Below are 23,999 nucleotides of genomic sequence, written 5' to 3'. Positions count from 1 at the left end.
TCGCCACACGAAACGCGCTCGCCAGAGGAGGGTGTTACTGAGCCAACCACCCACCATCGATATTCCACGCCGCGCCCCGCACCTGGCTGCCGGCTTCGCTGCACAGGAACAGCACCAGTTCCCCCAGTTGCGGCGGGGTGACGAACTCCAGGGACGGTTGTTTCTCGGCCAACAGATCATGCTGTGCCTGTTGCGGGTCAACGCCGGCGGCAATGCGGTCGTCGATCTGTTTTTGCACCAGTGGCGTCAGCACCCAGCCTGGGCAGATGGCGTTGCAGGTCACGTTGCTGGTGGCCGTCTCCAGGCCGACCACTTTGGTCAGGCCGATCACCCCATGCTTGGCCGCGACATACGCTGCCTTGCCCACCGAGCCGACCTGGCCATGCACCGAGGCGATGTTGACGATCCGGCCCCAGCCCTTGGCCCGCATGCCCGGCAGGCTCAGGCGGGTGGCGTGGAACACCGAGGACAGGTTGATGGCGATGATCGAGTCCCAGCGCTCCACCGGAAAATCCTCCACGGCGGCCACGTGCTGGATCCCGGCGTTATTCACCAAGATGTCCACGCCGCCGAATTCGCGCTCGGCGTAGGCGAGCATGTCGGCGATCTGCGCCGGGTCGCTGACATCGGCCGGATGATGACCGACCTTGCCGCCGAATTGTTTGACCTCAGCGATCACCGCCGAGGCATCGCCGAAGCCGTTGAGGATCAGGTTGGCGCCGGCCTTGGCCAGGCTCAGGGCGATGCCCAGGCCGATGCCGCTGGTAGAACCGGTGACCAGGGCGGTCTTGCCCGAAAGAGCAGTTGTCATGGGAACCTCACACAATGCCAGTGGCGTAGAACACAGCGATCACGAAGAACACCGCGAGGGTCTTGATCAGCGTAATGCAGAAAATGTCTTTGTAGGCTTCGCGGTGGGTCAGCCCGGTCACCGCCAGCAGGGTAATCACCGCGCCGTTGTGGGGCAGGGTGTCCATGCCGCCGCTGGCCATGGCGGCCACCCGGTGCAGTACTTCCAAGGGAATGTTGGCGGCGTGGGCGGCGTTGATGAAGCTTTCCGACATCGCCGCCAAGGCGATGCTCATGCCACCCGAGGCTGAGCCGGTGATGCCCGCCAGCAGCGTGACCGTCACCGCTTCGTTGACCAGCGGGTTGGGAATGTTCTTGAGCCAGTCGGCCAGCACCAGGAAGCCTGGCAAGGACGCGATGACCGCGCCGAAGCCGTATTCCGAAGCGGTGTTCATCGCCGCCAGCAACGCACCGCCCACGGCGCTCTTGCTGCCTTCGGCCAGTTTGCTGCGAATGGCCCGGAAGCCGAACAGCAAGACCATGATGATGCCCACCAGCAACGCCGCCTGCACCGCCCAGATCGCGGTGAGCTTGGCGATGTCGCTGGTCACCGGTGTCGCCATGCCCGGCAGCGCCAGGCTGTGGGTCTTGCCGTACCACTGTGGAATCCACTGGGTGAACAGCAGGTTCATGATGCCCACCGCCAGCAATGGCGAAACAGCGATCCAAGGGTTCGGCAGCTGGATGTCTTCGGCGGTTTCCGGCTCGTTGCGCAGCTCCGTGCCGTAGCCTTCGCCCACACGCTGGGCCTTGTTGCGCTGGCGTTGCAGGAACAGCATGCCGAGGCTGAACACGAAGATCGTACCGATCACCCCCAGCCATGGTGCCGCCCAGGCGGTGGTGTTGAAGAACGTGCTGGGGATGATGTTCTGGATTTGCGGCGTGCCGGGCAGGGCGTCCATGGTGAACGAGAACGCACCCAGGGCGATGGTGGCCGGGATCAAGCGCTTGGGAATATTGCTCTGGCGGAACATTTCGGCGGCAAACGGGTACACCGCGAACACCACCACGAACAGTGACACGCCACCATAGGTCAGCAGGGCGCAGACCAGCACGATCACCAGCATGGCCTGGCGCGTCCCCAGCAAACGAATCGCCGCGGCGACGATGGAGCGGGAGAAGCCCGACAGCTCAATCAGCTTGCCGAACACTGCACCGAGCAGGAACACCGGGAAATACAGTTTGATGAAACCGACCATTTTCTCCATGAACACCCCGGTGAATGCGGGGGCGACCGCGGACGGGTCGGTGAGCAGGACGGCACCGAGGGCGGCGATGGGGGCAAAGAGGATAACGCTGTAGCCACGGTAGGCGGCAACCATCAGCAGCGCGAGGGCTGCCAAGGCAATGATCACACTCATGGTGTGTCTCCTGGATTGTTATTGTTGTGATGAAGCTGTGGGAGAGGCTTTAGCGAGTTTTGTGCCAGGTGTGTAACTGTCTGAAATATAAGGAAATTGTTTGGTTTTTTAGGGGTGGGGCGACAGTTTTTTCTCTGTTTGGAGATTTTTTATGGGATGGGCTGGCCTCATCGCGAGCAAGCTCGCTCCCACAGGTGGGCGCGTACCTCAAGAGGACCCCATACCTGTTGGGAGCGAGCTTGCTCGCGATGAGCGCAAAGCGCTCCAAAACCGACAGTCTATATTTTGAGAACTAAGTCTCTTTATTGAGACTCGGCAATCCCCAACGCCACCATCTTCTTGTACAAGGTCGACCTCCCCAGCCCCAACCGCTCGGCCGCTTCCACCACTTTGCCGCCGCATTGCGCGAGGGTGTTTTCGATCAGGTGCCGGTCGAATCGCGCCCGGGCCTGGCTGAAGGTTTCATGGGGCAGCGGCTCAAGGCTAGGGCTCGCCGTGCGGGTGACGGGTGTGAATGTGCCGATGGCCGGACGGATGTCCGCCGCTGTCAGTACCAGGTCATCGCTGAGCAGCGCGGCCCGTTCCAGCACGTTGCGCAGCTCGCGGATGTTGCCCGGCCAGGCGTGTTGGCTCAGCAGGTCCAATGCATCGCGGTTCAGTTCGTGCTGGCTACGGAGTTCTTCGAGGATCGCCTCGCTCAGGGCGGGCAGGTCATCCAGGCGTTCGCGCAACGGTGGGACCTGGATAGGCAACACGTTGAGGCGGTAATACAGGTCGGCGCGAAACTCGCCGCGCTTGATGGCCGCTTCCAAATCCATGGAGGTGGCGGCGATCACGCGCACATCGCTTTGCAGCACCTCGTTGGAGCCCACCGGTTCGTACTCTTTTTCCTGAAGCACGCGCAGCAATTTGCTTTGCAGCGGCAGCGGCATGTCGCCGATCTCGTCGAGGAACAGCGTGCCGCCCTGGGCAATCTGCAGTTTGCCGGCTCGGCCCTTGCGGTCGGCCCCGGTAAAGGCCCCGGGGGCGGTGCCGAAGAACTCGGCCTCCAGCAGCGATTCAGGAATCGCCGCGCTGTTGATGCTGACGAACGCCTTGTGCGCCCGCGGTGAAGCGCTGTGGATGGCCTGGGCCAGCAGCTCTTTACCGGTGCCGGTTTCGCCGAGCAGCAGCACTGGCGAATCGGCGCTGGCGCTGCGCCGGGCACGGCGCTTGACCTCAAGGCCGGCGCTGCTGGTGCCAATGAAATGGGCAAAGTTGTACTTGGTTTGCCGCGCCCGTAGCAATGAGCGGGTGGAGGCCAGTTCTTCCTGCATGCTCAGGTAGCGCTTGAGCATCGGCGACAGGCTGCGCAATTCATCGAACAAGGCAAAACCGATGGCGCCGATCACCGCGCCGGCGTTGTCATGGATCGGCAGACGCATCACCACCAGCGGCTCCTTGGGCGTGTCCTGCATGTCCAGCAGGATCGGGCGCCCGGTGCGCACCACTTCGCGCAACAGGCTGCCGGGAATCACGCTCTCGCAGGCCCGGCCAATCGCTTCCTGCGCCGAGTTCAGACCGAAACGGCGGGCGTAGCGCTCGTTCATCCAGACGATATTCGCGTCACGGTCGACAATCACCGTGCCTTCGCTGGACTGCTCGATGATCTCGAATAACGAACGGATCGCCAGCGTGCGCACGCGCTTGTAATCCTTGAGGCTTTCGGTGGGGTTCATCGGGCATTTCCAGAGAGGAGGGATTTGCCGGCAGCCATGGGTGGGTGCCAAGAGCCGCATTATGCCGGGGGAAGTCCCAGGATCGAAGCGCCACCGTTATTTTCGGGCTCAACTTGTACGGTTAGCTATTTTTGTACATGATCCTGCTCCGGTTTCCTGCCTTTTTTTGGAGAACACGTGAACACATTCAATCCCCGGAAATTGAAGCTCTCCAAATGGACGGCCTGCGCGCCAGTTAATCGGGAAAAGCATTTTCTGGTCACCGAATTGATCTGCGACGAGGCGGGAACTCCTGTAAATGTTGAACTTCAGGCAGTGCACAGCGGGCGTGTGGAGCTGTTCGACTGGTCAGAGTTGCGCGATGACAAGCGCTGGAAAATCGGTTGGCACTAAGGCGTTGGATGAATATTCCGGCTTCGCTATTTCTTGTACAAGATAATAAAATTGTACAATTTATTGAAGGATAGTGGCTTAATGGTTCCTCTCTAGCAAACAAGGCATCGTGCCTTCAATTGGCTGCGGCCAAGCACTTATGTTTCCGGAGTGGTATCCATGTTCATTCGCACCCGCAAGCATCAGGAAACCTTGCACCCGATCCAGGCCCGGCGGGCTATTCTCGAGACCGAGCGAGCCGCTTTCCATCAGGCGATGGCGATTATCGAACTCGATCCGGCGGGGCAGGTGCTCGGCGCCAATGCGTTGTTTTTGAAGATGCTGGGCTATTCCCTCGAGGACATTCAGGGCAAGCATCACCAGATGTTCTGCGAGCCTGCCTACGCGCGCAGTCGGGAATATGCCGCTGTGTGGCAACAGGTGGGGCAAGGCCTGAATGTCGATGCACAGTTCTTGCACCTGGCCCGCGACGGGCATTGGTTGTGGGTGGAGGCCCGTTACATTCCGGTGCTGGACCAGGAGGGAAAGCTGCAACGCGTCATTGAAGTGGCCCGGGACATCAGTGAGCGTGTCCTTCGGAGCCAGACCGAATCCAGCTTCAGGCACGCGATCGACCGCTCCATGGCGGTCATCGAGTTCGACCTCAATGGTCAGGTGGTGAATGCCAATGCGAATTTCCTCAAGGTGATGGGCTATCGCCTGGAGGAGGTTTGCGGTCAGCACCACCGCCTGTTCTGCAAGTCCAGTGAGTTCCAGAGTGACGCGTATCGCGGGTTCTGGGCTGGATTGAATCGGGGAGAGTATGTGACCGGCCTGTTCCAGCGCATCGACAAACAAGGCGCCACGGTCTGGTTGCAGGCAACCTACAACCCGCTCTACGACACCCAGGGAAGATTGTATGGCGTGGTCAAGTTCGCCACCGATCACACCCGTGAGGTCGAGCAGCGCCAGAGCGAATCCAACGCCGCGCGGCTGGCCTTCGAGACGTCCCGGCAGACTGACGAGCACACCCAGCTTGGCACGGCGGTTGTCCAGGAAACGGTCACCGTGGTGCAAAGCATCGCCGATGAACTCCAGCGGGTGGCCACGGGAATCAGTGCGCTGAGCGCCCAGTCCGAGGAAATCGGCAGCATCGTCGATGCCATCCGGGGGATCGCCGAACAGACTAACCTGCTCGCGCTCAATGCGGCCATCGAAGCGGCGCGCGCCGGGGAACAGGGGCGGGGTTTCGCCGTGGTCGCCGATGAAGTGCGCAACCTGGCACGGCGCACGAGCCAGGCCACGGTGGCCATCACCGAAGTCGTCGGCAAGAACCGCGACCTCGCCAGGCAAGCGGTGACCAGCATGCAGTCCAGCACCCTCAAGGCGGAGCAGGGCGTGAAGCTGGCGAACCAGGCGGGCACCGTTATCCTCGATATCCACCGAGGGGCGCAGCAGGTCGTGGAGGCCATTGGCGAATTTGCCCAAGCGCTGGATCAGCGCCGCGACAGTTGAGCGCTAGAGCCGCGGCGACCTTTACCTGGGAAGTGCCGCCGCCAACAGTTCTTTGGTATAGGGATGCTGGGGTGAATCGAACACGTCGTGACTGGCGCCTTGCTCGACCACCTTGCCATCCTTGATCACGATCATGTCGTGGGCCAGGGCGCGGACCACCGCCAGGTCATGGCTGATGAACAGGTAGGTCAGGCCGTGCTTTTCCTGGAGCTGGCGCAGCAGCGCGACCACTTGTTTCTGCACGGTGCGGTCCAGGGCCGAGGTCGGTTCGTCCAACAGAATCAGCGCCGGCTTGAGCACCAAGGCCCGGGCGATGGCGATGCGTTGGCGCTGGCCGCCGGAAAACTCATGGGGGTAGCGGTGTCGGCTCTGTGGATCGAGGCCGACTTCCTTGAGCGCCTGGATCACCTGGGCTTCGCATTCCTCAGGGCTGGACGGGCTGTGCACCTCCAGGCCTTCGCTGATGATCTGCTGCACCGACATTCGCGGGCTGAGGCTGCCGAACGGGTCCTGGAACACCACCTGCATCTTCCTGCGCCATGGCCGCAACGCCTTGTGGGATAACTGCTCGAGGGCCTGGCCCTGGAAGTGGATGCTGCCTTCGGATTCGATCAGCCGCAGGATCGCCTGGCCGAGGGTGGATTTGCCGGAACCGGATTCGCCGACGATGCCCAGGGTCTTGCCGCGCTGGACACTCAGGCTGATACCGTCCACGGCGCGCAAATATTCCTTGCGCCGGAACAACCCGCCGCCCAGGGCAAAGCTCACGCGCAGGTCCCGCACCTGCAACACGTCTTCGCGCTCGTCCCGGGGCAGGGCCTCGCCTTCCGGTTCGGCGTGCAGCAGCACGCAGCTGTAGGGATGTTTCGGTGCGCTGAACAGGGTTTCGCACGGCGCCTGCTCGACGATTTCCCCGGCCTTCATCACACACACCCGTTGCGCGATGCTGCGCACCAGATTCAGGTCGTGACTGATCAACAACAAGGACATGCCGAGCCGTTGCTGCAAGGACTTGAGCAACAGCAGGATCTTGCGTTGCACGGTCACGTCCAGGGCGGTGGTCGGTTCGTCGGCGATCAACAGCTCCGGCTCGCAGGCCAGGGCCATGGCGATCATCACCCGTTGCCGTTGGCCGCCGGACAGTTGATGGGGGTAGGCCTTGAGCCGCTCGGCGGGTTTCTGAATGCCCACCAGGGCCAGCAGCTCCAGAATGCGCTCGCGTGCCGCCTTGCCGCCCAGGCCCCGGTGCAGCATCAGGGTTTCACCGATCTGCTTTTCGACGCTGTGCAGCGGGTTCAGCGAGGTCATCGGCTCCTGGAAGATCATGGCGATGCGGTTGCCGCGCAACTCCCGTAGGGTCTTGGCGTCGGCGCCCAGCAGTTCCTGGCCGCGATAGCGAATGCTACCGGTGGTGCGGGTGCCGGTTTCGGGCAGCAATTGCAGGATCGAATGGGCCGTCACCGACTTGCCGGAACCCGACTCGCCCACCAGGGCCAGGCATTCGCCGGGGCGGATGTCCAGGCACAGGTTGCGCACCACCGTCTGGTCGTTGAAGGCCACGCTCAGGTCGCGGATTTCGATCAGGTTGTCGCTCATCTCAAGGGTCCGCTTCATGGTTGTTTTCAAGAGCGTGGGTCGAACGCGTCTCGCAACGCTTCGCCGATAAACACCAGCAGGGAAAGAATCAGCGCCAGGGTGAAAAACGCCGTCAGCCCCAGCCATGGCGCTTGCAGGTTCTGTTTGCCCTGGGCGATCAATTCGCCCAGGGAGGCGCTACCGGCCGGCATGCCGAAACCGAGGAAATCCAGGGCAGTGAGGGTGGAGATCGCCCCGGTGAGGATGAAGGGCAGGTAGCTCAGGGTCGCGTTCATCGCGTTGGGCAGGATATGCCGCACGATCACCTTGCGATCACTGAGCCCCAGGGCCCTGGCGGCCTTGACGTACTCCAGGTTGCGCCCGCGCAGAAACTCGGCGCGGACCACGTCCACCAGGGCCAGCCAGGAAAACAGCGCCATGATCCCCAGCAGCCACCAGAAATTCGGCTCGACGAAGCCGGACAGGATGATCAACAGATAGAGCACCGGCAGGCCGGACCAGACTTCCAGCAGGCGTTGCCCGAGCAAATCCACCCAGCCGCCGTAGTACCCCTGCAACGCACCGGCGGCGATGCCGATCAGCGCACTGATGGCGGTCAGGGCCAGGGCGAACAGGATCGACACCCGCGCGCCGAAGATCACCCGGGCCAGCACGTCCCGGGACTGGTCATCGGTGCCCAGCCAGTTCACCGATGAGGGGGGGCTCGGGGCGGGTTGGTTGAGGTCGTAGTTGGGGGTGTCGTCGCTGAACGGGATCGGTGGAAACCACAGCCAGCCGCCGTCCTTGTGGATCAGGTTCTGCACGTAGCTGCTGCGGTAGTCGGCCTGGAACGGCAGTTGCCCGCCAAACTCCTGCTCGGTGTGGCGCTTGAATACCGGGAAATACAGCGAGCCCTGGTAGCTCACCACCCATGGCTTGTCATTGGCGATCAACTCGCCGCCCAGGCTCAGGATGAACAGGCCGATGAACAGCCACAGCGACCACCAGCCCCGGCGGTTTTTCCTGAAGCGCTCGAAACGTCGGCGGCCCAAGGGAGAAAGCTTGAACATCAGGCGTTCCTCGCGGCGAAGTCGATGCGCGGGTCCACCAGGGTGTAGCAGAGGTCGCCGATGAGTTTGATCAGCAGGCCGAACAGCGTGAAGATGAACAGCGAGCCGAACACCACCGGGTAGTCCCGGGATACCGCGGCCTCGTAGCTCATGCGGCCCAGCCCGTCTAGGGAAAAGATCACCTCGATCAGCAAGGAGCCGGCAAAGAACACGCTGATGAACGCCTGGGGAATACCGGAGACTACCAACAGCATCGCATTGCGGAACACGTGACCGTAGAGCACCCGCTGTTCGCTCATGCCCTTGGCCCGCGCCGTGACCACGTACTGGCGGGTGATTTCATTGAGGAACGAGTTCTTGGTCAGGATCGTCAAGGTGGCGAAGCCGCCGATCACCAGCGAGGTGACCGGCAGTACCAAGTGCCAGAAATAATCGGCGATCTTGCCCAGCGTCGACAGCGACTCGAAGTTGTCCGACACCAGCCCGCGCACCGGAAACCAGTTCAGCGAGGTGCCGCCGGCGAACACCACGATCAGGAACATCGCGAAGAGGAACGCCGGCATGGCGTAGCCAATGATGATCGCGGTGCTGCTCCACACGTCGAATGCCGAGCCGTGACGCACGGCCTTGCGAATGCCCAGGGGAATCGACACCAGGTACGTGATCAAAGTCGCCCAGAGCCCAAGGGAAATGGTCACCGGCATCTTTTCCAGGATCAGGTCGGTGACCGTCGCGCCGCGGAAGAAGCTCTTGCCGAAGTCGAGGCGCGCATAGCTGCTGAGCATCAGCCACAGGCGCTCGTGGGCCGGTTTATCGAAGCCGTACTGTTTCTCGATGTCCTTGATCAGTTGCGGGTCCAGGCCGCGACTGGCGCGGGAATGGCCGCTCATCTCACTGCCCGAACCGCCGACGCTGGTGCCGCCGATGCCTTGCAGATGGGCGATGGCCTGTTCCACCGGTCCGCCGGGTGCGGCCTGTACGATGACGAAGTTCACCAGCAGGATAATCACCAGCGTGGGAATGATCAGCAACAGGCGCCGCGCGATATAAGCCCACATCAATGCGGCCCTCCGGGTGTGCCGCGCCTGATGCGTTCGGCGCGCATCTGCTCGTTGGTCAACGGTGTGGTGCTCACTTCCCACCAGCTTTCGATGGCTTCGTCATTGCTGGCCTGAACCTTGGGCATGCCGAAGCGGTTCCACCACACGGTCGAGCTGCCCGGCGGGTAATAGTTGGGGATCCAGTAGTAATTCCATTGCAGCACCCGGTCCAGGGCGTGGGCATGGCGCAGCATGTCGGCTTGGGTGCTGGCCTTGACCAAACCATCGATCAGTGCGTCCACCGCCGGGTTCTTCAAGGCCATGTAGTTGTTGGCCCCCGGATCGTTGGCGGCCGCCGAACCGAAGTAGTTGTAGAGTTCCATGCCCGGCGAGGTGCTGACGGGGTAGCCGGTGATGATCATGTCGTAGTCGCGACTCATCAGGCGATTGACGTACTGGGAGGCATCGATGCGGCGGATGCTCATGTCGATGCCGATTTGCGCCAGGGTACGTTTGTAGGGCAGCAGCAGGCGGTCGATACCGTTCTGGCTGTTCAGGAAGGTAAAGCTCAGCGGTTCGCCCTCGGCATTCACCAGGCGGTCGCCGTCGGGTTTCCAGCCGGCCTGTTCCAACAAGGCCAGGGCTTGCAATTGTTTATCGCGGATCACGCCGCTGCCATCGGTTTTCGGGGCCTGGAAGACCTGGGTGAAGACTTCGTCGGGAATCTGCCCGCGCAACGGCTCCAGAATCGCCAGCTCGCCGGCGTCGGGCAGTTTTCGGGCGGCAAGGTCAGTGTTGGAGAAGTAACTCTGCTGACGCACATAGACGTTGCGCATCATCTGGCGGTTGCTCCATTCGAAATCCCAGAGCATGGCCAGGGCCTGGCGCACGCGGCGGTCCTGGAACTGCGGCTTTTGCAGATTGAAGACAAAGCCCTGGGCGGCCTGGGGGGCCTCTTTGGCCAGGTGGGCCTTTTGCAGGCGACCGTCCTGCAGGGCCGGGCCGTCGTAGCCGATGGAATAGCCGGTGGCGGAGAATTCGCGATTGTAGTCATAGGCGCCGCCGCGCAGCACCTGGCGGGCGACGTCAGTGTCGCCGAAATACTCGATGCTGAAATGGTCGAAATTGTAGAGCCCGCGACTGACCGGCAAATCCTTGCCCCACCAATCGGCATTGCGCTCGAATGTGATGCTGCGCCCGGAGTCGACTTTGCTCACCCGGTAGGGGCCGCTGCCCAGTGGCGCCTCGTAGCCGCCGCCGTTGGCGAAGTCGCGAGTCTTCCACCAATGTTCGGGAAGGACCGGCAGGGTGGCGATGTCCAGAGGCAGGGTGCGGCTTTCGTTGTTCTTGAAGTTGAAGCGCACGGTGCGCTCGTCCTCGACCACTACGTCCTTGACCGCCGCGAACTGAGTGCGATAGCGCAGGCTGCCTTGGGTCATCAACAGCTCGAAGCTGTAGCGCACGTCCTGGGCGGTGATGGGCTTGCCATCGGCGAAGCGGGCCTTGGGGTTGAGGTAGAAGCGCAAGGACAGGCCATCGTCGGCACGCTCCATCTTCTGCGCCACCAGGCCATAGACGGTATAGGGCTCATCCAGCGAGCGCTGGGCCAGTGGCGAGTAGAGCATTCCGTCGATCTGGCTGACGCCGATGCCTTTGTCGATATAGGGCAGGATGTGGTCGAAGTGGCCAATCTCCACGGCCGAGCGGCGCATGGTCCCACCTTTTGGGGCCTGGGGGTTGGCGTAGGCGAAGTGGCCGAAGCCTTCGGCATATCTGGCGGGCTCGCCATACACGGTCAGGGCATGTTGCGGTGCTGCATCGACGCCGGCGGCGCCTGTCAGCAGGACCACGGCAATCAATAGCAGTGAAGGGAACGCCAGTCGCATTGTCAGCCTTAGAGCCGGGTGATCGATGACACGATTTGTACGCGAGCGGCGCTTGAATCGCCAGCCCCTCGCGAGACCTAAACACAACGGCCCACCGAAGGGCGGGCCGTTATGCCGATAAACCGGGATCAGTCCTGGCGGCTGGTGACTTCCAGCAGGTGGTAGCCGAACTGGGTCTTGACTGGGCCTTGGACGGTATTGATCGGTGCGCTGAACACCACGGTGTCGAACTCCTTGACCATCTGGCCCGGGCCGAACGAACCCAGGTCGCCGCCCTGACGGCTGGACGGGCAGGAGGAGTTGGCCTTGGCCACTTCGGCGAAGTCGGCGCCGGCTTCGATCTGGGCCTTGAGTTCGTTGCACTTGTCTTCGGTGGAAACCAGGATGTGGCGGGCAGTGGCTTTGGCCATGGGGCAAATTCCTTTCGATGTATTTAAAGGTGTTGAGCCTACCGGATTCATTGACGAGGTGTTGTCAAAATTGCGTCAAAACCTTGGGTCTGGCGATCAAAGGCCGGCTTTGCGCAGGCGTTCGGCGTGGCGCAGGTAGAGCGCTGCGGGGTCTGTCCCCTGGCATGCCTTACCGCCTCCCGGGCCGATAGCCTCCATGTGGTTCATGGGATAGTCGGAGCGAATGACCTTGCCCAGGTGCGAACTGAAGCGCCCGACCAGGCCGTCGTTCTGCCCGGCTTCGGTGATGAAGTATTCAGAAAAGGCGCGGCAGAAAACCTGCAAAGGTTCCCGTTCTTTATCCGTCGCCTCTGGCAACGTGCCGCTCCATGAGTAGTAGCGCACGCCGTTGACCCGGTCCGGACCGTTCCCGCCCCAGTGCTTCGGCAGACCCTGGGGGTACTTGTCATTAAAGGCGCCTACGCCCTCAGTGCTCAGCGCCGACAGTGCGGCGACAGCGGCTGGCGATAGCTGCGCCTGGCCGTCCAGCAGCGAGATGAAATCGGCGAACAGCGTGGCGACGCCCCGTGCCACGTGTCCTGGCAGCCGGCCGGGAGTGAGGGCCTTGCGCAGAAAGTCAGCCAGTTCGGAACCATGGTTAGGACCACTGACCGAGGTGACCGAGGCCACCCTGTCGGGTGCCAGCGCGGCGGCATACCGGGCGGCCAGCGCACCCTGGCTGTGGCCGATCAGATTGACCCGGGTGGCGCCGGTACCGGCCAGAACCCGATCGATCTGAACCAGCAGTTGTTCACCCCTGGCTTCGTTGGAGTGGGTGGCCGACAAGTACGGGATGAACACCCGGGCACCGCCTGCGCGTAGGGCCTGTTTGATGTCATGGAAAAGTTCGAAGCCGCCGATCTTGTCAAACCCGAACAACCCATGGACCAGCAGGATGGGAAATTGAGTGGTTGCATTCCGTTGCATGTTCGTACCTTTTTCGAGGAGGTTCACCTTGAATTTGCGACTTCACTCTAATGCAGGCTCATCCTGTGCGGTGTAGGAAGAAACCGCCCTGATCCAGGGAAACCGGAATAAAAAAAGTGGGAAGAGTGGGAAGTAACCCGGCGGTGCTTGAGGATGTAGGAGGTCTCCTATAACTGCTGTCGTTTGCAGCTACAGACTCGAGCGCCAGGGACCACTCGCGCTGTCGTCTTGTCTGGCTGTGGGTTTGGCACGATCGGGTTTTAATGGCTCCGCCCGGCGCCGTTATTCAAACGGTGCCTTCATCCAAGGACTGGAGCCTGTACATGATCACCTATCCATCGCTTCAACGATCCCGTTCAACCCCAGCGACAAGGCTGCCGCCGCCGGTCCTGGCAGCGGCCGGGGACGGGGTGATCAACCCCGCCTGGCGCAACGCCGTGGTGACCGTCAAGCCTTATCCCATGATGACCTGCGGGGATGAGGTGGTGCTGCGTTGGCACGGCCTCAACAACGATGGCGAACCCTACCGGCATGAAGTGGCCGGGTTCGTCACGGAACGGCAAGTGGGGCGAGACGTCGTGTTCGTCGTGCGCGAACCGCATATCGCCGAGTTGGACGGCGGCTCGCTGGAGATCTCCTACCAGGTGACGGGCAAGCGGTTGCCGGCCACACTGTTTTCGCAACACCTGCAACTGGAGATCGGCGATGCATCGCCGCAACTGCTGCCTGCCATTGCCAACGATGCGGTGAGGGGCAGCCTCGATCCGAACCGGGTGCCTGAAGGAACGTGGGTGAGCATTCGGCCCTACGCCAGGATGGCCGTCGGCGATCGGCTGATCCTGACGGCCAGCAAGGATTTCAAAGCGCTGTGGCGCGATGTGCTGGACATAGAAGCCCATGCGGTTGGCCGTGAGGTATCGCTCTGGATCGATCATTCGCTGATCGCGCCCCATTCGGGACACGACCTGGCCTTGGCCTATGTTGTCAGGCGTGGACACTCGGTGCGTCGGGCTGAGCCCTTGTCGTTGCACATCGGCCCGTTGCAGCGCCCTGCGCTGAAGGCCCTTCAGATTCGGGAGATGAACGACGGTTGGCTGGCGGTCGACGACCTGCAAGAGGGGGTGACGATTGTCATTGATGATCCCGGGCTCGAGGCGGGCGAGCTGGTCTGGTTACAGTGCAATGGCAACTCCGCTTATGTGCTTGAGCGCGAAATCACCGAGGCCACGGCAGGTAAACCGCTCATGTTTGTGATTCCCACAAGTTACTGGCAGGACCAGCGCGACAGGTCTGTAAGCATGTTCTATCAGGTCGAGCGCCTGGATGACGTCAGCCAGCGATCCGAATGGGTGACGGTTCGGGTGCGTTCCAGCGCGTCAGGCTGAGCGAAGTCTCGCGCAACCCTGGTGGGAGCGAGCTTGCTCGCGATGACAGTGTGCCAGGCAACACCAAGGCTGGCTGAGCTGACGCCATCGCGAGCATGCTCGCTCCCACAAAGGGCCCCATGCCTTCCCCTGATTCCAGGGGCAGGTGGGTTCGGGGCCTCAGGCGGGCAATTGCAACCGGCGATGAGCCTCGCGCAACAGCTGCTCGGTGGACGCCCAGCCCAGGCAACCATCGGTGACCGAGACGCCGTAGCGCATCGACGGGCCCAGCGGCTGGCAGCCTTCGAACAGGTGGCTTTCGAGCATCATGCCGATCAGGGAGCGATTCCCTTGCAGCCGTTGCTCCAGCACGTCATTGAACACCTGCGGCTGACGCAGCGGGTCCTTGCCGCTGTTGGCGTGGCTGCAATCGACCATGATCCGGGCTGGTATTTTGAGGCGGGTCAGGTCGCTGTGTATCTGCGTGACGCTCTGGCGGTCATAGTTTGGTCCGCGATGGCCGCCGCGCAGCACCAGGTGGGTGTCGGGGTTGCCTGGGGTCTGGATGATCGCCGGATGCCCCTGGCTGTCGACGCCGAAATGCCGATGGGGATGGGCAGCGGAGCGCATGGCGTCGCAGGCAATGCCGACCCCGCCGTCCGTGCCGTTCTTGAACCCCACCGGCATGCCCAGCCCGCTGGCCATCTCCCGGTGGATCTGCGATTCGGCGGTGCGAGCGCCAATGGCGACCCAACTGAGCAGGTCATCGAAGTAACTGGCGGCCATGGGTTGCAACAGTTCGGTGGCGACGGGCAGGCCCAGTTGCAGCATTTCGCGCATCAACTCCCGGGACAAGGTCAGGCCGGCGGCCATGTCGTCGCTGCCATCCAGGCCGGGATCGTAGGCCAGGCCTTTCCAACCCACAGTCGTGCGGGGCTTTTCCACGTAGGCGCGCATGACCAGCAGCATGCTGTCGCTCACTTCGTGGGCCACGCGAGCCAGGTTGGCGGCGTATTCGAGGGCGGATTCGGGGTCATGGATCGAGCAGGGGCCGACGATGACCAGCAGGCGGGCATCTTCGCCGTTGAGGATCGCGCGGATGGCCTGGCGATGGGCGCTCACTTGGTGGCTCAACGCGGTGCTGAGCGGCAATTGATGCTTGAGTTGCAACGAGCTCGGCAGACGCAGGGTCAGGGCTTCGTTGGCAGGGTTGAGTGTGGACAGCGGCAAAGCAGAGACGGACGAATTCATGATCTGGCTTCCTGGACGGGCAGCGGGTTCGTTCCCGCGCCGGTCCTAGTGGGGTGTTCGACAATTGGCCGTATGGGCCCGCAATTGAGGCTTGCCACCGGTAGGTGACCGATCGGAGGCGGCAGGCTGTCCCGAGCGGTGGCTGGTAAATCGCCAGGCGGAAAAACTGTCGTAACGGTAATAAGTGGCGTGGTTCATGGCTCAATCCTCAAGTTGTCTGGTGCTGCAAATGTGTGGGGCCGGAAAAACAAAACCCCCGGTCGGGAGGCCGACCGGGGGTTTGGAAAACTCTGGAAGGCGACCCGTTTTAAAGTGGGCGCCGGTTGGGTATCAGGCGCGCCAGTGGCTAAACCAATACCCAAAATAAAAGCTGACCGGAGTTTGAACGCTGTTCGCCCGGGCAGCCGCAACCGAGCGCGGGGCGCTGGCGGTGTCAAGCGGTGAAAGGGCGTTGAACATGGTCTGTCTCCGATGAATGGCCCTGAGCTTACTAGAGGGCAGGGCGGCGGTTCAATCAGAAAATTCTATCGAGGGCATGCAATTGTTCGCCCTGGCTTGAGTCCGCTGGGCTTTATGACAAACTTCAGGTTTGCACCGCCTCCCAGGGATGATCCATGACCGCTCCAGTCTTCGCCGCCGCCCAGTCGATTTCCGTCGCGGGAGATCTTCGCGCCAACCTCGCGTGCCATCAGCGTTTCATGGAGGCTGCCGCTAAGCAGGGAGTGCAGTTGCTGGTATTTCCTGAACTGTCGCTCACCGGCTACGAACGCAGCCTGGCGGCGGATCTGGCGATCCTGCCGGAGGACGCCGTACTGCAACCGCTGCGTGACCTGGCGCAAGCGCTCGGCCTGACCGCCGTGGTGGGCATGCCCATTCGGTTGTCGGCCGACGCTCCGGTGGTGATCGGCGCGTTGGTCCTCGGTGCCAACGGTTCCCTCGGGGTCTACAGCAAGCAGCATCTGCACCCTGGGGAGGAAGTCGCTTTCGCCCCGGGCCATGGTGGCTCGATGCTGACAGTGGGGCAGGATCGCATCGCCCTGGCGGTGTGTGCCGATTTTTCCCACGCCAGTCATGCGGCTGCGGCAGCCGGGCAGGGCGCTACGCTCTATGCAGCAGGGGTGTTGATCACCGAGGGTGGCTACATGCCCGATACGACGTTGTTGCAAGGTCATGCCCGGCAGCATGCCATGACCGTGCTGATGGCTAATCATGGTGGCGCCACCGGAGGCTGGGAGTCGGCTGGCCGCAGTGCCATCTGGGGGCCGGACGGTTCACTGCTCGCGGCGGCGCCGGGTGCGGGCGAGTTGTTGGTGATTGCCCGTCGCGACGTCAACGGCTGGGCCGGGCAAGTCGTGCCGGTGACAGTGCTTCAATGAGGTCTTCATGAGCTTTGAGTGGCGCGCTGCAACGAACGGGGACATCGACTTCGCCCGGCAGTTGACCTGCGACAACATGCTTCCCTATTACCTCAGGCATGATTTGCTCTGGCAGGACGAAGCGTTCGACCTGGCTTGGATCATTCGCCAGAACTGGATAATCAGTCGTGAAGGCCAGGCGCTGGGCTTTGTCAGCCTCAGCCGTGATGCCCGGGCGTTGTATATCCGTGAGCTGCAGATAAACGAGGCGTTCCGCGGGCAAGGCGCCGGTACCTGGACGATCGGACAGGTTTGGGACATGGTGGCGCTGGAACGTCGCCCGGCGCTGCGCTTGACGGTGTTCAAGGACAATCCCGCCAGGGCGTTGTACGAACGCATGGGCCTGCGTGTCGTGGGCGAGGACGAGTGTTTCCTGAGGATGCAGCGAGACGTCGGTGCTTGACGCCTTGGATGTCGTGCCGATAAAGATGCGTTGTAACTTTTATCTGTCCCTTTGCGCTAGGTCTGCGGGATGCTTTTTTGCTAAGGTGTTGTGCAACCCAAATAAGACCAAATCGTGAGGTGTCTGCTTGATTAGGGTGTTAGTGGTCGATGACCATGATCTCGTCCGTACGGGCATTACACGAATGCTGGCTGACATCGACGGCCTGCAGGTAGTTGGTCAGGCTGAATCCGGTGAGGAGGCGCTGATCAAGGCGCGTGAGTTGAAACCCGACGTGGTGTTGATGGACGTCAAGATGCCTGGCATCGGCGGTCTTGAAGCCACGCGCAAGCTGCTGCGCAGCCACCCGGACATCAAGGTGGTCGCGGTAACTGTCTGCGAAGAGGACCCGTTCCCCACCCGGCTGTTGCAAGCGGGCGCGGCGGGCTACCTCACCAAGGGCGCTGGCTTGAACGAAATGGTCCAGGCCATTCGTCTGGTTTTTGCCGGGCAACGCTACATCAGCCCGCAAATCGCCCAGCAGTTGGCGATCAAGTCATTCCAGCCGACCAACGATTCGCCTTTCGATGCGCTGTCGGAACGGGAAATCCAGATTGCCCTGATGATTGTCGGTTGCCAGAAGGTACAGATCATTTCCGACAAGCTGTGCCTGTCCCCCAAGACCGTCAACACCTACCGTTACCGTATCTTCGAGAAGCTTTCGATCAGCAGTGACGTCGAATTGACACTGTTGGCGGTGCGCCACGGCATGGTCGATGCCAGCGCCTGAAATGACTGATTTGTTTGATCCCAGCGCGTTCCTCTCCACCTGCAGCGGTCGCCCCGGCGTGTACCGCATGTTCGACAGCGAGGCGCGCCTGCTGTATGTCGGCAAGGCCAAGAACCTCAAGAAGCGCCTGGCCAGCTACTTTCGCAAGACCGGCCTGGCCCCGAAGACCTCTGCCCTGGTGGGGCGCATCGCGCAAATCGAAACGACGATCACCGCCAATGAAACCGAGGCTCTGCTGCTCGAGCAGACGCTGATCAAGGAATGGCGCCCGCCGTACAACATTCTGCTGCGCGACGACAAATCCTACCCCTACGTGTTTCTGTCCGACGGGGCGTTTCCGCGCCTGAGCATTCATCGGGGGGCCAAGAAGGCCAAGGGCAGGTATTTCGGCCCTTATCCCAGCGCCGGGGCGATTCGTGAAAGCCTCAGCCTGTTGCAGAAGACCTTCTTCGTCCGCCAGTGTGAAGACAGCTACTACAAGAACCGCACCCGACCCTGCCTGCAGTACCAGATCAAACGTTGTAAGGCACCGTGTGTAGGATTTGTCGAGCCCGAGGTTTACGCCGAGGATGTGCGTCACTCGGTGATGTTCCTGGAGGGCCGCAGCAATGCGTTGACCGACGAGCTGTCAGCGGCTATGGAAGACGCGGCGGTCAACCTGGAATTCGAACGGGCCGCCGAGTTGCGCGACCAGATCGGTCTGTTGCGCCGCGTGCAGGACCAGCAAAGCATGGAAGGTGGCAGCGGCGATGTCGATGTGGTCGCCGCGTTCATCAACCCGGGCGGTGCCTGCGTGCACTTGATCAGCGTGCGCGGCGGTCGGGTGCTGGGCAGCAAGAACTTCTTCCCCCAAGTGGGCATCGAGGAAGACGTGGCCGAGGTCATGGCGGCGTTCCTGGGCCAGTACTACATCAGCAGTCCGGAACGGGACCTGCCTGCCGAGTTGATCGTCAACGTGGTCCATGAAGATTTCCCGGCCCTGATCGAAGCCATCGACAAGCTCCGCGGTCGTGAACTGACCATCAGCCACCGCGTTCGCGGCACCCGCGCCCGTTGGCAGCAACTGGCCGTGACCAACGCCGAACAGGCCCTGGGCGCGCGCCTGGCCAACCGTCAACATGTGGCGGCGCGGTTCGATGCCCTGGCCGATGTCCTCAATCTGGATGAGCCGCCGCAGCGTCTGGAGTGCTACGACATCAGCCACTCAAGCGGCGAGGCGACCGTGGCCTCCTGCGTGGTGTTCGGCCCGGAAGGCCCGATCAAGTCCGACTACCGCCGTTACAACATCGAAGGCGTCACGCCCGGCGATGACTACGCGGCGATGCATCAGGCGTTGATGCGACGCTTTAGCAAGCTGAAGGACGGGGAGGGCAAGTTGCCAGATATCCTCCTGGTGGACGGCGGCAAAGGCCAGTTGTCCATGGCCCGCGATGTGCTCAATGAGCTGATGGTTCCCGACCTGATCCTGCTCGGCGTGGCCAAAGGCGCGACGCGCAAGGCCGGTTTCGAGACCTTGTACCTGAACGATGCCGCCCATGAATTCACCCTCAAGGGCGATTCGCCAGCGCTGCACCTGATCCAACAGATTCGCGACGAAGCCCACCGTTTCGCCATCACCGGACACCGTGCCCGCCGTGGCAAGACGCGCCGTACGTCTACACTTGAGGGTGTGGCAGGCGTCGGCCCGACGCGCCGTCGCGACTTGTTGAAACATTTTGGTGGATTGCAGGAACTGTCTCGTGCCAGCATCGAGGAGATAGCCAAAGCACCCGGTATCAGTAAAAAGCTCGCAGAGTCGATTTATGCAAACCTGCATAGCGAGTAGAATGCCCGTCAACCTCGTAGCCAGTTGTGCCGATGAATATCCCAAACCTGATTACCGTTCTACGCGTCCTGCTCATCCCGATCTTCATATTGCTGTTCTATTTGCCGTACCACTGGAGCTACGTGGCCTCGGCCTCGGTCTTCGCCTTCGCCGCCGCGACGGACTGGCTGGACGGCTACCTGGCCCGACGCCTGGAGCAGAGCACGCCGTTCGGTGCTTTTCTCGACCCCGTGGCCGACAAGCTGATGGTCGCGGTGGCCCTGGTGCTGCTGGTGCAGGAACATGGCAACCTCTGGCTGACCTTGCCGGCGGCGGTGATCATTGGTCGCGAAATCGTCGTCTCGGCGCTCCGTGAATGGATGGCCGAGCTGGGCGCCCGCGCCCAGGTTGCCGTGTCGAACCTCGGCAAATGGAAAACCGCCGCGCAGATGCTCGCGCTGGTGATCCTGCTGGCCAACCCGTCGGATTTCAGCTTCTGGGTGCTATTGGGCTACGCGCTGCTGTTGGTTTCCGCTGGGCTGACGTTGTGGTCGATGGTTCAATACCTGCGCGCCGCCTGGCCGCATCTGCGGACGGATGTAGAGCCGAAATAAAACTTTTTTGAATCAAAGGGTTGACGGCGGAATCTGAACCTATAGAATGCGCCACACCAAGACGCGGGAATAGCTCAGTTGGTAGAGCACGACCTTGCCAAGGTCGGGGTCGCGAGTTCGAGTCTCGTTTCCCGCTCCAAGATTCAGAAAAAAGCCACTCAGATGAGTGGCTTTTTTTTGTGCCTGGAAAATGCTCCAGCGTTTGGATACCTGTGCTAAATGCTTGATCATTAGCGTGTTATAACAAACGGCAAAAAACTTATGGGTAGATCAGCATCACGTCTCACCGCCATGCGATTGAATGTGCGAATAGGACGCTGAATGACCTAAATCACCTTGCTTGCATGTTCATTCTGTCGACAAAAGGGAGCAAGGTTTTGAATTTTATATGGGGTATCGGTTTTTTATTGCTGGCAGGATGCACAAATACCCCCGCAAATCTGATGTCTGATCCAGCCGGTTACGATGGCTCGATCCAGGCGAACGTTACTGCTCAATCCGCTTACCGTAACATCCGTCAAGCAAGCAGAATCTGTTTGGAACACTCGCCCCTGGGGACCCCGGTCACAACGGAAGGCGAATTCGACTCAGAGCTCAGTAGTGGACGGATCACCCAACGTATGGTGGCCCAAGGCGTAAGGCTCAGCTTGGCGATCATCACTATCGAGCCTGCCCCTGAGGGGATCGCTGAGATAAAGCTATACACCCTCAAGGGCTGGAGCACGATTGGAGTCAAGGCGCCTACGTTGGACAAGCTTCGTTCTTGGATCAAAGGCGATCAATCCTGCTAGACGTCGATTGCTATGACAAAGTGTTCTGCGCTCCTCGCGAAGGGGCTCGGATGCATTGGGGGCTTGCATGAAAGCGCACCTGGTGGTGCGCTTCTCCAACACATGCAACATGATCCTCCATTCAGCTCTATGAAACGGTGCTCTATCGGCAGGTCGGGCTGGGGTCGCTACCATTGCTCAAGAATCTAAATCATGACTCACCAAGCTCTTGGAATTCGCTTCTCTGATGTCGAAACAGCTGTGCCTACGACCCCAGGCCTTTATCAGATCATCACTGACGAGGGCGAATTCCTGAAGGTTGGCATCAGCGGTAATCTTCGTAAGAGGCTGATACAGCATCGACAGTCAAAACAGTCTCGCCTGAAACTCAAGGAGGGAGGCGACTGGCGCAACCCGGCTGACGTCATCAGCAAACAATCAATTCTCGCCAAGCACCTTTACTTTTCACCACCAGTTTTGGGCTATGACTTGCGGACCGAAATCGGACGGCAACGCTATCTGGAGGAGCGGTGTCACTTTCTCATTACGCTGACCAACACCCGGGAGGAGGCGAGGGATATGGAGAGACCTAAAGAGAAGAGCGGGGACTATCGATTTGGAGGACGGGTCAAGGCTCTCCCGCTCGACTGAAGTTTTCAGGCTGGTGTATGCCTCGGTCGCTCGGAACCTCCGGTAGACCGTTGGCCAGTCAGAGCTAGGGTTATCAATTAGCAAGTGGAACAAACTAATGTCTTGGTAGTCTTGAAGAGTGCCCTTGGCAACGGACGGTTCTTACGTGGGAGCGGTCCGAAACGTTGGAGTATTTTTTTCCATAGGAGGTTTCGCGTGCTCTGGAAGTCAAATCTTGTCGTGCTCGCCTTGTCTGCCGTTGCCTTTTCGGCGCAGGCTCAATCCGATCGTCAAGTGGTCGAGGACATGGTTACGCGTTCAGCCAATGTCTGCCCAGGCCACAGCACCGAGCGCACCACGCCCACGGTGAAGGCGGTGCCTGTCGGCGCGTTGCGGGTTATGCTTGACCGCGGCTTGGTGATGTGTCCCGATCGTCGTCTCGATGTCAACGCGCCGGCTGTGTTCTACGGCAGAGTTGGCGTATTCGAATGGAACCCCGAAGTGCCTGCAAGTTCGGAGGTGATCGTCAAGCAGATCGACGCCATGACCCGCAAGGACGAGTATCCATCGGACACCTTGGTTTGGGACGCCAAGGGCATGCCACTTGAGCAGCGCACCGTGCCGGCTTTCGAGCCCAAGCCAGGGGCTGCTGTGCTGTACCAAATACGGTAAGCACACAGCGCCGCACAACAGGTCGATGCGATCCTCGGCAGGATTGAAATCGAGTATGCGGTCCTCAGCGGTGCGAAAACTGTCTGCCACGCTGGCATAGCGGAATACGTCGTTTCCCGCACCGCCGCAGAGCAAGTCGCAGCCGAGATTGCCTTGCAGCACATCGTCACCAGCCAGGCCGCGCAGGATTTCATCGGTACCCAAGCCTTTCAACACCTCGCTGCCGGACGAACCCTTTAAACGGGTGCTGCCGAAAGTGCTGTCCAGTCAGAGTTCCGCCATGCGCGGACACTTACCTTTCAGAGAATGTTTAACGGGTAGCTGAGTATCAAGCGGTTTTCATCGTAATCACTGGCATTGTAATTTCGCCTAACGCTGGAATTTCGCCAACGAACAGATAAAGACTTGAGAGTTCCGCTTTGAACCACATAGCCGAGCTCGGATTCTCGTACCCACTCTGAACCATCATCGACATTTTTCAGTTCCACGTTGTCACCATGAACGTAACGCGTCATGAAACTCAAACCGGGAACGCCGTAGCCTACGAAATTGAGGTCATAGCGCACTTGCCAGGAACGTTCACGGGGGTTGTCGAACCCATGATTGAAGGTGTTGTTGGCCAGATAGATACCGCCAGTCCCGCCGATGCGCATCCAACCGGTTTCCCCCGAGACATTTTGCAGCCCCAGGCTTATCGCATGCTCAGCGATGTTGAGGCTCAACAGAGCTGAAGCGGTGCGGTTATCCAATTGACCTGCCTTCGCACTTCCTGAGTCTTTGCCCCAGAAAAAGCCTAGATTGGCGTTAACCGATACCCTTTCAGTCAGTGGCCATTTTTGGTTCAGTCCGAGGTAGTGCTGTTCATAGATGTCTTTCAACTCGCCAGACCAAAGTCTGACGGTTGTATTTTTGGAAGTAGAACGGTAGTCGGCACCAAGAAAATCGAAGGCGTCTGATCGAGCCGATCCAAACGAAAGGTCTTCCATGGAAGAGTCGTTGCGCAAGCTGGTTTTGCTCAACTCACCTGCATAAAAAGACCAGTTTTTGATTTCTTGCGAGGCAATCTGGGCACCGCGAAATGTCTGTGGCAATGCGCGGAAATCATCCACGGTGACAATGGGGAAATTGGGCATCCATTCGCCGACCTTTATTTCCGTATTCGAGAGCTTCGCTTTAACCGCAACGCCAAGTCTCCCGAAACTTCCCGCGGGATCACCATCAGCGTCCTTTGGCAGCAGCAGCGCGCCATACCTTCCTGCGCCGCCATCAAGCTTCACAGCATATTTCCCAAGCACGTCAACCCCAAACCCTATAGTCCCCTGGGTAAAGCCGGATTTGAGGTCGAAGATGAAACCTTGCGTCCACTCACGAGCCTGGCTTTGCGCAACATCTGGTGCAGTGAAATTTCGCTCGAAAAAGAAGTTTCTGAAGTTCAGAGTGGCGGTAGTGTCATCCACCAAACCCTGAGCCAATGCATTGAAAGGTAAAACTAGCGCTGAAATGAAAAGCACACGAGGTGCGCGATTAGTGTGAATGTTCAAGACC

General features: G+C 60.6%; 21 protein-coding genes, 1 tRNA gene and 2 pseudogenes. 12 read left to right on the top strand and 12 right to left on the bottom strand.

Annotation, left to right across the window (positions count from 1 at the left end):
• Positions 1-34: 34 nt before the first annotated feature.
• The 3 genes from BT125_RS03320 to BT125_RS03310 all read right to left on the bottom strand — a co-directional run bounded on the left by BT125_RS03320 (position 35) and on the right by BT125_RS03310 (position 3,928).
• A complete protein-coding gene (locus BT125_RS03320) occupies positions 35-811 on the bottom strand; it encodes a 3-hydroxybutyrate dehydrogenase (RefSeq protein ID WP_060738100.1) in 777 nt (258 codons plus the stop codon).
• Positions 812-818: 7 nt separating this feature from the next.
• Positions 819-2,210, bottom strand: coding sequence for a GntP family permease (locus BT125_RS03315; RefSeq protein ID WP_072405162.1), 1,392 nt, complete (start codon positions 2,208-2,210; stop codon positions 819-821).
• A gap of 302 nt (positions 2,211-2,512) precedes the next feature.
• Complete coding sequence (locus BT125_RS03310) at positions 2,513-3,928, bottom strand: sigma-54 interaction domain-containing protein (RefSeq protein ID WP_072405161.1); 1,416 nt, start codon at positions 3,926-3,928, stop codon at positions 2,513-2,515.
• Positions 3,929-4,105: 177 nt separating this feature from the next.
• Between BT125_RS03310 and BT125_RS03305 the strand changes: the two genes are divergently transcribed.
• The 3 genes and pseudogenes from BT125_RS03305 (at position 4,106) to BT125_RS29945 (ending at position 5,815) form a co-directional block, all read left to right on the top strand.
• Positions 4,106-4,321 carry a TIGR02450 family Trp-rich protein gene (locus tag BT125_RS03305; protein WP_072405160.1) on the top strand — a complete coding sequence of 72 codons (216 nt, stop codon included), beginning with the start codon at positions 4,106-4,108 and terminating at the stop codon, positions 4,319-4,321.
• A gap of 159 nt (positions 4,322-4,480) precedes the next feature.
• A pseudogene (locus BT125_RS29950) lies at positions 4,481-5,260 on the top strand (PAS domain-containing protein); the annotation flags it as partial.
• A gap of 108 nt (positions 5,261-5,368) precedes the next feature.
• Positions 5,369-5,815: a methyl-accepting chemotaxis protein gene (locus BT125_RS29945; RefSeq protein ID WP_371128533.1), complete on the top strand. Its 447-nt coding sequence runs from the start codon at positions 5,369-5,371 to the stop codon at positions 5,813-5,815.
• Between the two features lie 21 nt (positions 5,816-5,836).
• Here BT125_RS29945 and BT125_RS03295 read toward each other — a convergent pair whose 3' ends face one another.
• The 6 genes from BT125_RS03295 to BT125_RS03270 form a co-directional block, all read right to left on the bottom strand.
• On the bottom strand, positions 5,837-7,411 hold the full coding sequence (locus BT125_RS03295; protein WP_072405385.1) for an ABC transporter ATP-binding protein: 1,575 nt from the start codon (positions 7,409-7,411) through the stop codon (positions 5,837-5,839).
• 26 nt (positions 7,412-7,437) lie between these two features.
• On the bottom strand, positions 7,438-8,460 hold the full coding sequence (locus tag BT125_RS03290; protein ID WP_072405158.1) for an ABC transporter permease: 1,023 nt from the start codon (positions 8,458-8,460) through the stop codon (positions 7,438-7,440).
• A complete protein-coding gene (locus BT125_RS03285; protein WP_072405157.1) occupies positions 8,460-9,518 on the bottom strand; it encodes a microcin C ABC transporter permease YejB in 1,059 nt (352 codons plus the stop codon). Before BT125_RS03285 ends, BT125_RS03290 begins: the two co-directional genes overlap by 1 nt.
• Positions 9,518-11,386 carry an extracellular solute-binding protein gene (locus BT125_RS03280; RefSeq protein ID WP_072405156.1) on the bottom strand — a complete coding sequence of 623 codons (1,869 nt, stop codon included), beginning with the start codon at positions 11,384-11,386 and terminating at the stop codon, positions 9,518-9,520. Before BT125_RS03280 ends, BT125_RS03285 begins: the two co-directional genes overlap by 1 nt.
• 128 nt (positions 11,387-11,514) lie before the next feature.
• On the bottom strand, positions 11,515-11,796 hold the full coding sequence (locus BT125_RS03275) for a peptidylprolyl isomerase (RefSeq protein ID WP_072405155.1): 282 nt from the start codon (positions 11,794-11,796) through the stop codon (positions 11,515-11,517).
• A 96-nt stretch (positions 11,797-11,892) separates the two neighbouring features.
• Complete coding sequence (locus BT125_RS03270; protein WP_072405154.1) at positions 11,893-12,762, bottom strand: lipase family alpha/beta hydrolase; 870 nt, start codon at positions 12,760-12,762, stop codon at positions 11,893-11,895.
• Between the two features lie 323 nt (positions 12,763-13,085).
• Between BT125_RS03270 and BT125_RS03265 the strand changes: the two genes are divergently transcribed.
• Positions 13,086-14,147, top strand: a complete 1,062-nt coding sequence (locus BT125_RS03265) for a hypothetical protein (protein WP_072405153.1) — start codon at positions 13,086-13,088, stop codon at positions 14,145-14,147.
• Between the two features lie 159 nt (positions 14,148-14,306).
• Here BT125_RS03265 and BT125_RS03260 read toward each other — a convergent pair whose 3' ends face one another.
• Positions 14,307-15,377 (bottom strand): 3-deoxy-7-phosphoheptulonate synthase, encoded by a 1,071-nt coding sequence (locus BT125_RS03260; RefSeq protein ID WP_072405152.1) that lies wholly within the window; start codon positions 15,375-15,377, stop codon positions 14,307-14,309.
• 614 nt (positions 15,378-15,991) lie between these two features.
• Here BT125_RS03260 and BT125_RS03255 point away from each other — a divergent pair.
• The 8 genes from BT125_RS03255 (at position 15,992) to BT125_RS03215 (ending at position 22,454) form a co-directional block, all read left to right on the top strand.
• Positions 15,992-16,753: a carbon-nitrogen hydrolase family protein gene (locus BT125_RS03255; protein WP_072405151.1), complete on the top strand. Its 762-nt coding sequence runs from the start codon at positions 15,992-15,994 to the stop codon at positions 16,751-16,753.
• 7 nt (positions 16,754-16,760) lie between these two features.
• Positions 16,761-17,195 carry a GNAT family N-acetyltransferase gene (locus BT125_RS03250; RefSeq protein WP_072405150.1) on the top strand — a complete coding sequence of 145 codons (435 nt, stop codon included), beginning with the start codon at positions 16,761-16,763 and terminating at the stop codon, positions 17,193-17,195.
• Between the two features lie 127 nt (positions 17,196-17,322).
• Positions 17,323-17,964 carry a response regulator transcription factor GacA gene (uvrY, locus tag BT125_RS03245; protein WP_003182764.1) on the top strand — a complete coding sequence of 214 codons (642 nt, stop codon included), beginning with the start codon at positions 17,323-17,325 and terminating at the stop codon, positions 17,962-17,964.
• 1 nt (position 17,965) lies between these two features.
• Positions 17,966-19,789 carry an excinuclease ABC subunit UvrC gene (gene uvrC / locus BT125_RS03240; protein WP_072405384.1) on the top strand — a complete coding sequence of 608 codons (1,824 nt, stop codon included), beginning with the start codon at positions 17,966-17,968 and terminating at the stop codon, positions 19,787-19,789.
• 32 nt (positions 19,790-19,821) lie between these two features.
• Positions 19,822-20,382 carry a CDP-diacylglycerol--glycerol-3-phosphate 3-phosphatidyltransferase gene (pgsA, locus tag BT125_RS03235; RefSeq protein ID WP_018608070.1) on the top strand — a complete coding sequence of 187 codons (561 nt, stop codon included), beginning with the start codon at positions 19,822-19,824 and terminating at the stop codon, positions 20,380-20,382.
• Between the two features lie 63 nt (positions 20,383-20,445).
• Positions 20,446-20,521 (top strand) — tRNA-Gly (locus BT125_RS03230).
• An 844-nt stretch (positions 20,522-21,365) separates the two neighbouring features.
• Complete coding sequence (locus tag BT125_RS03220; RefSeq protein ID WP_072405148.1) at positions 21,366-21,803, top strand: GIY-YIG nuclease family protein; 438 nt, start codon at positions 21,366-21,368, stop codon at positions 21,801-21,803.
• A 195-nt stretch (positions 21,804-21,998) separates the two neighbouring features.
• Complete coding sequence (locus BT125_RS03215) at positions 21,999-22,454, top strand: hypothetical protein (protein WP_072405147.1); 456 nt, start codon at positions 21,999-22,001, stop codon at positions 22,452-22,454.
• Between the two features lie 30 nt (positions 22,455-22,484).
• Here BT125_RS03215 and BT125_RS29940 read toward each other — a convergent pair.
• Both BT125_RS29940 and BT125_RS03205 read right to left on the bottom strand, forming a co-directional pair.
• Positions 22,485-22,670: pseudogene (locus BT125_RS29940) on the bottom strand (M10 family metallopeptidase C-terminal domain-containing protein); the annotation flags it as partial.
• A gap of 83 nt (positions 22,671-22,753) precedes the next feature.
• A complete protein-coding gene (locus tag BT125_RS03205) occupies positions 22,754-23,995 on the bottom strand; it encodes an OprD family porin (RefSeq protein ID WP_072405383.1) in 1,242 nt (413 codons plus the stop codon).
• Between the last annotated feature and the right edge of the window lie 4 nt (positions 23,996-23,999).

The sequence above is a fragment of the Pseudomonas sp. NFACC04-2 genome (genome assembly GCF_900119265.1).
GTDB lineage: Bacteria > Pseudomonadota > Gammaproteobacteria > Pseudomonadales > Pseudomonadaceae > Aquipseudomonas > Aquipseudomonas fluorescens_AA.
The sequence above is the reverse complement of the archived record's forward strand: the minus strand, read 5'-3'. Positions and strand labels throughout refer to the sequence as shown.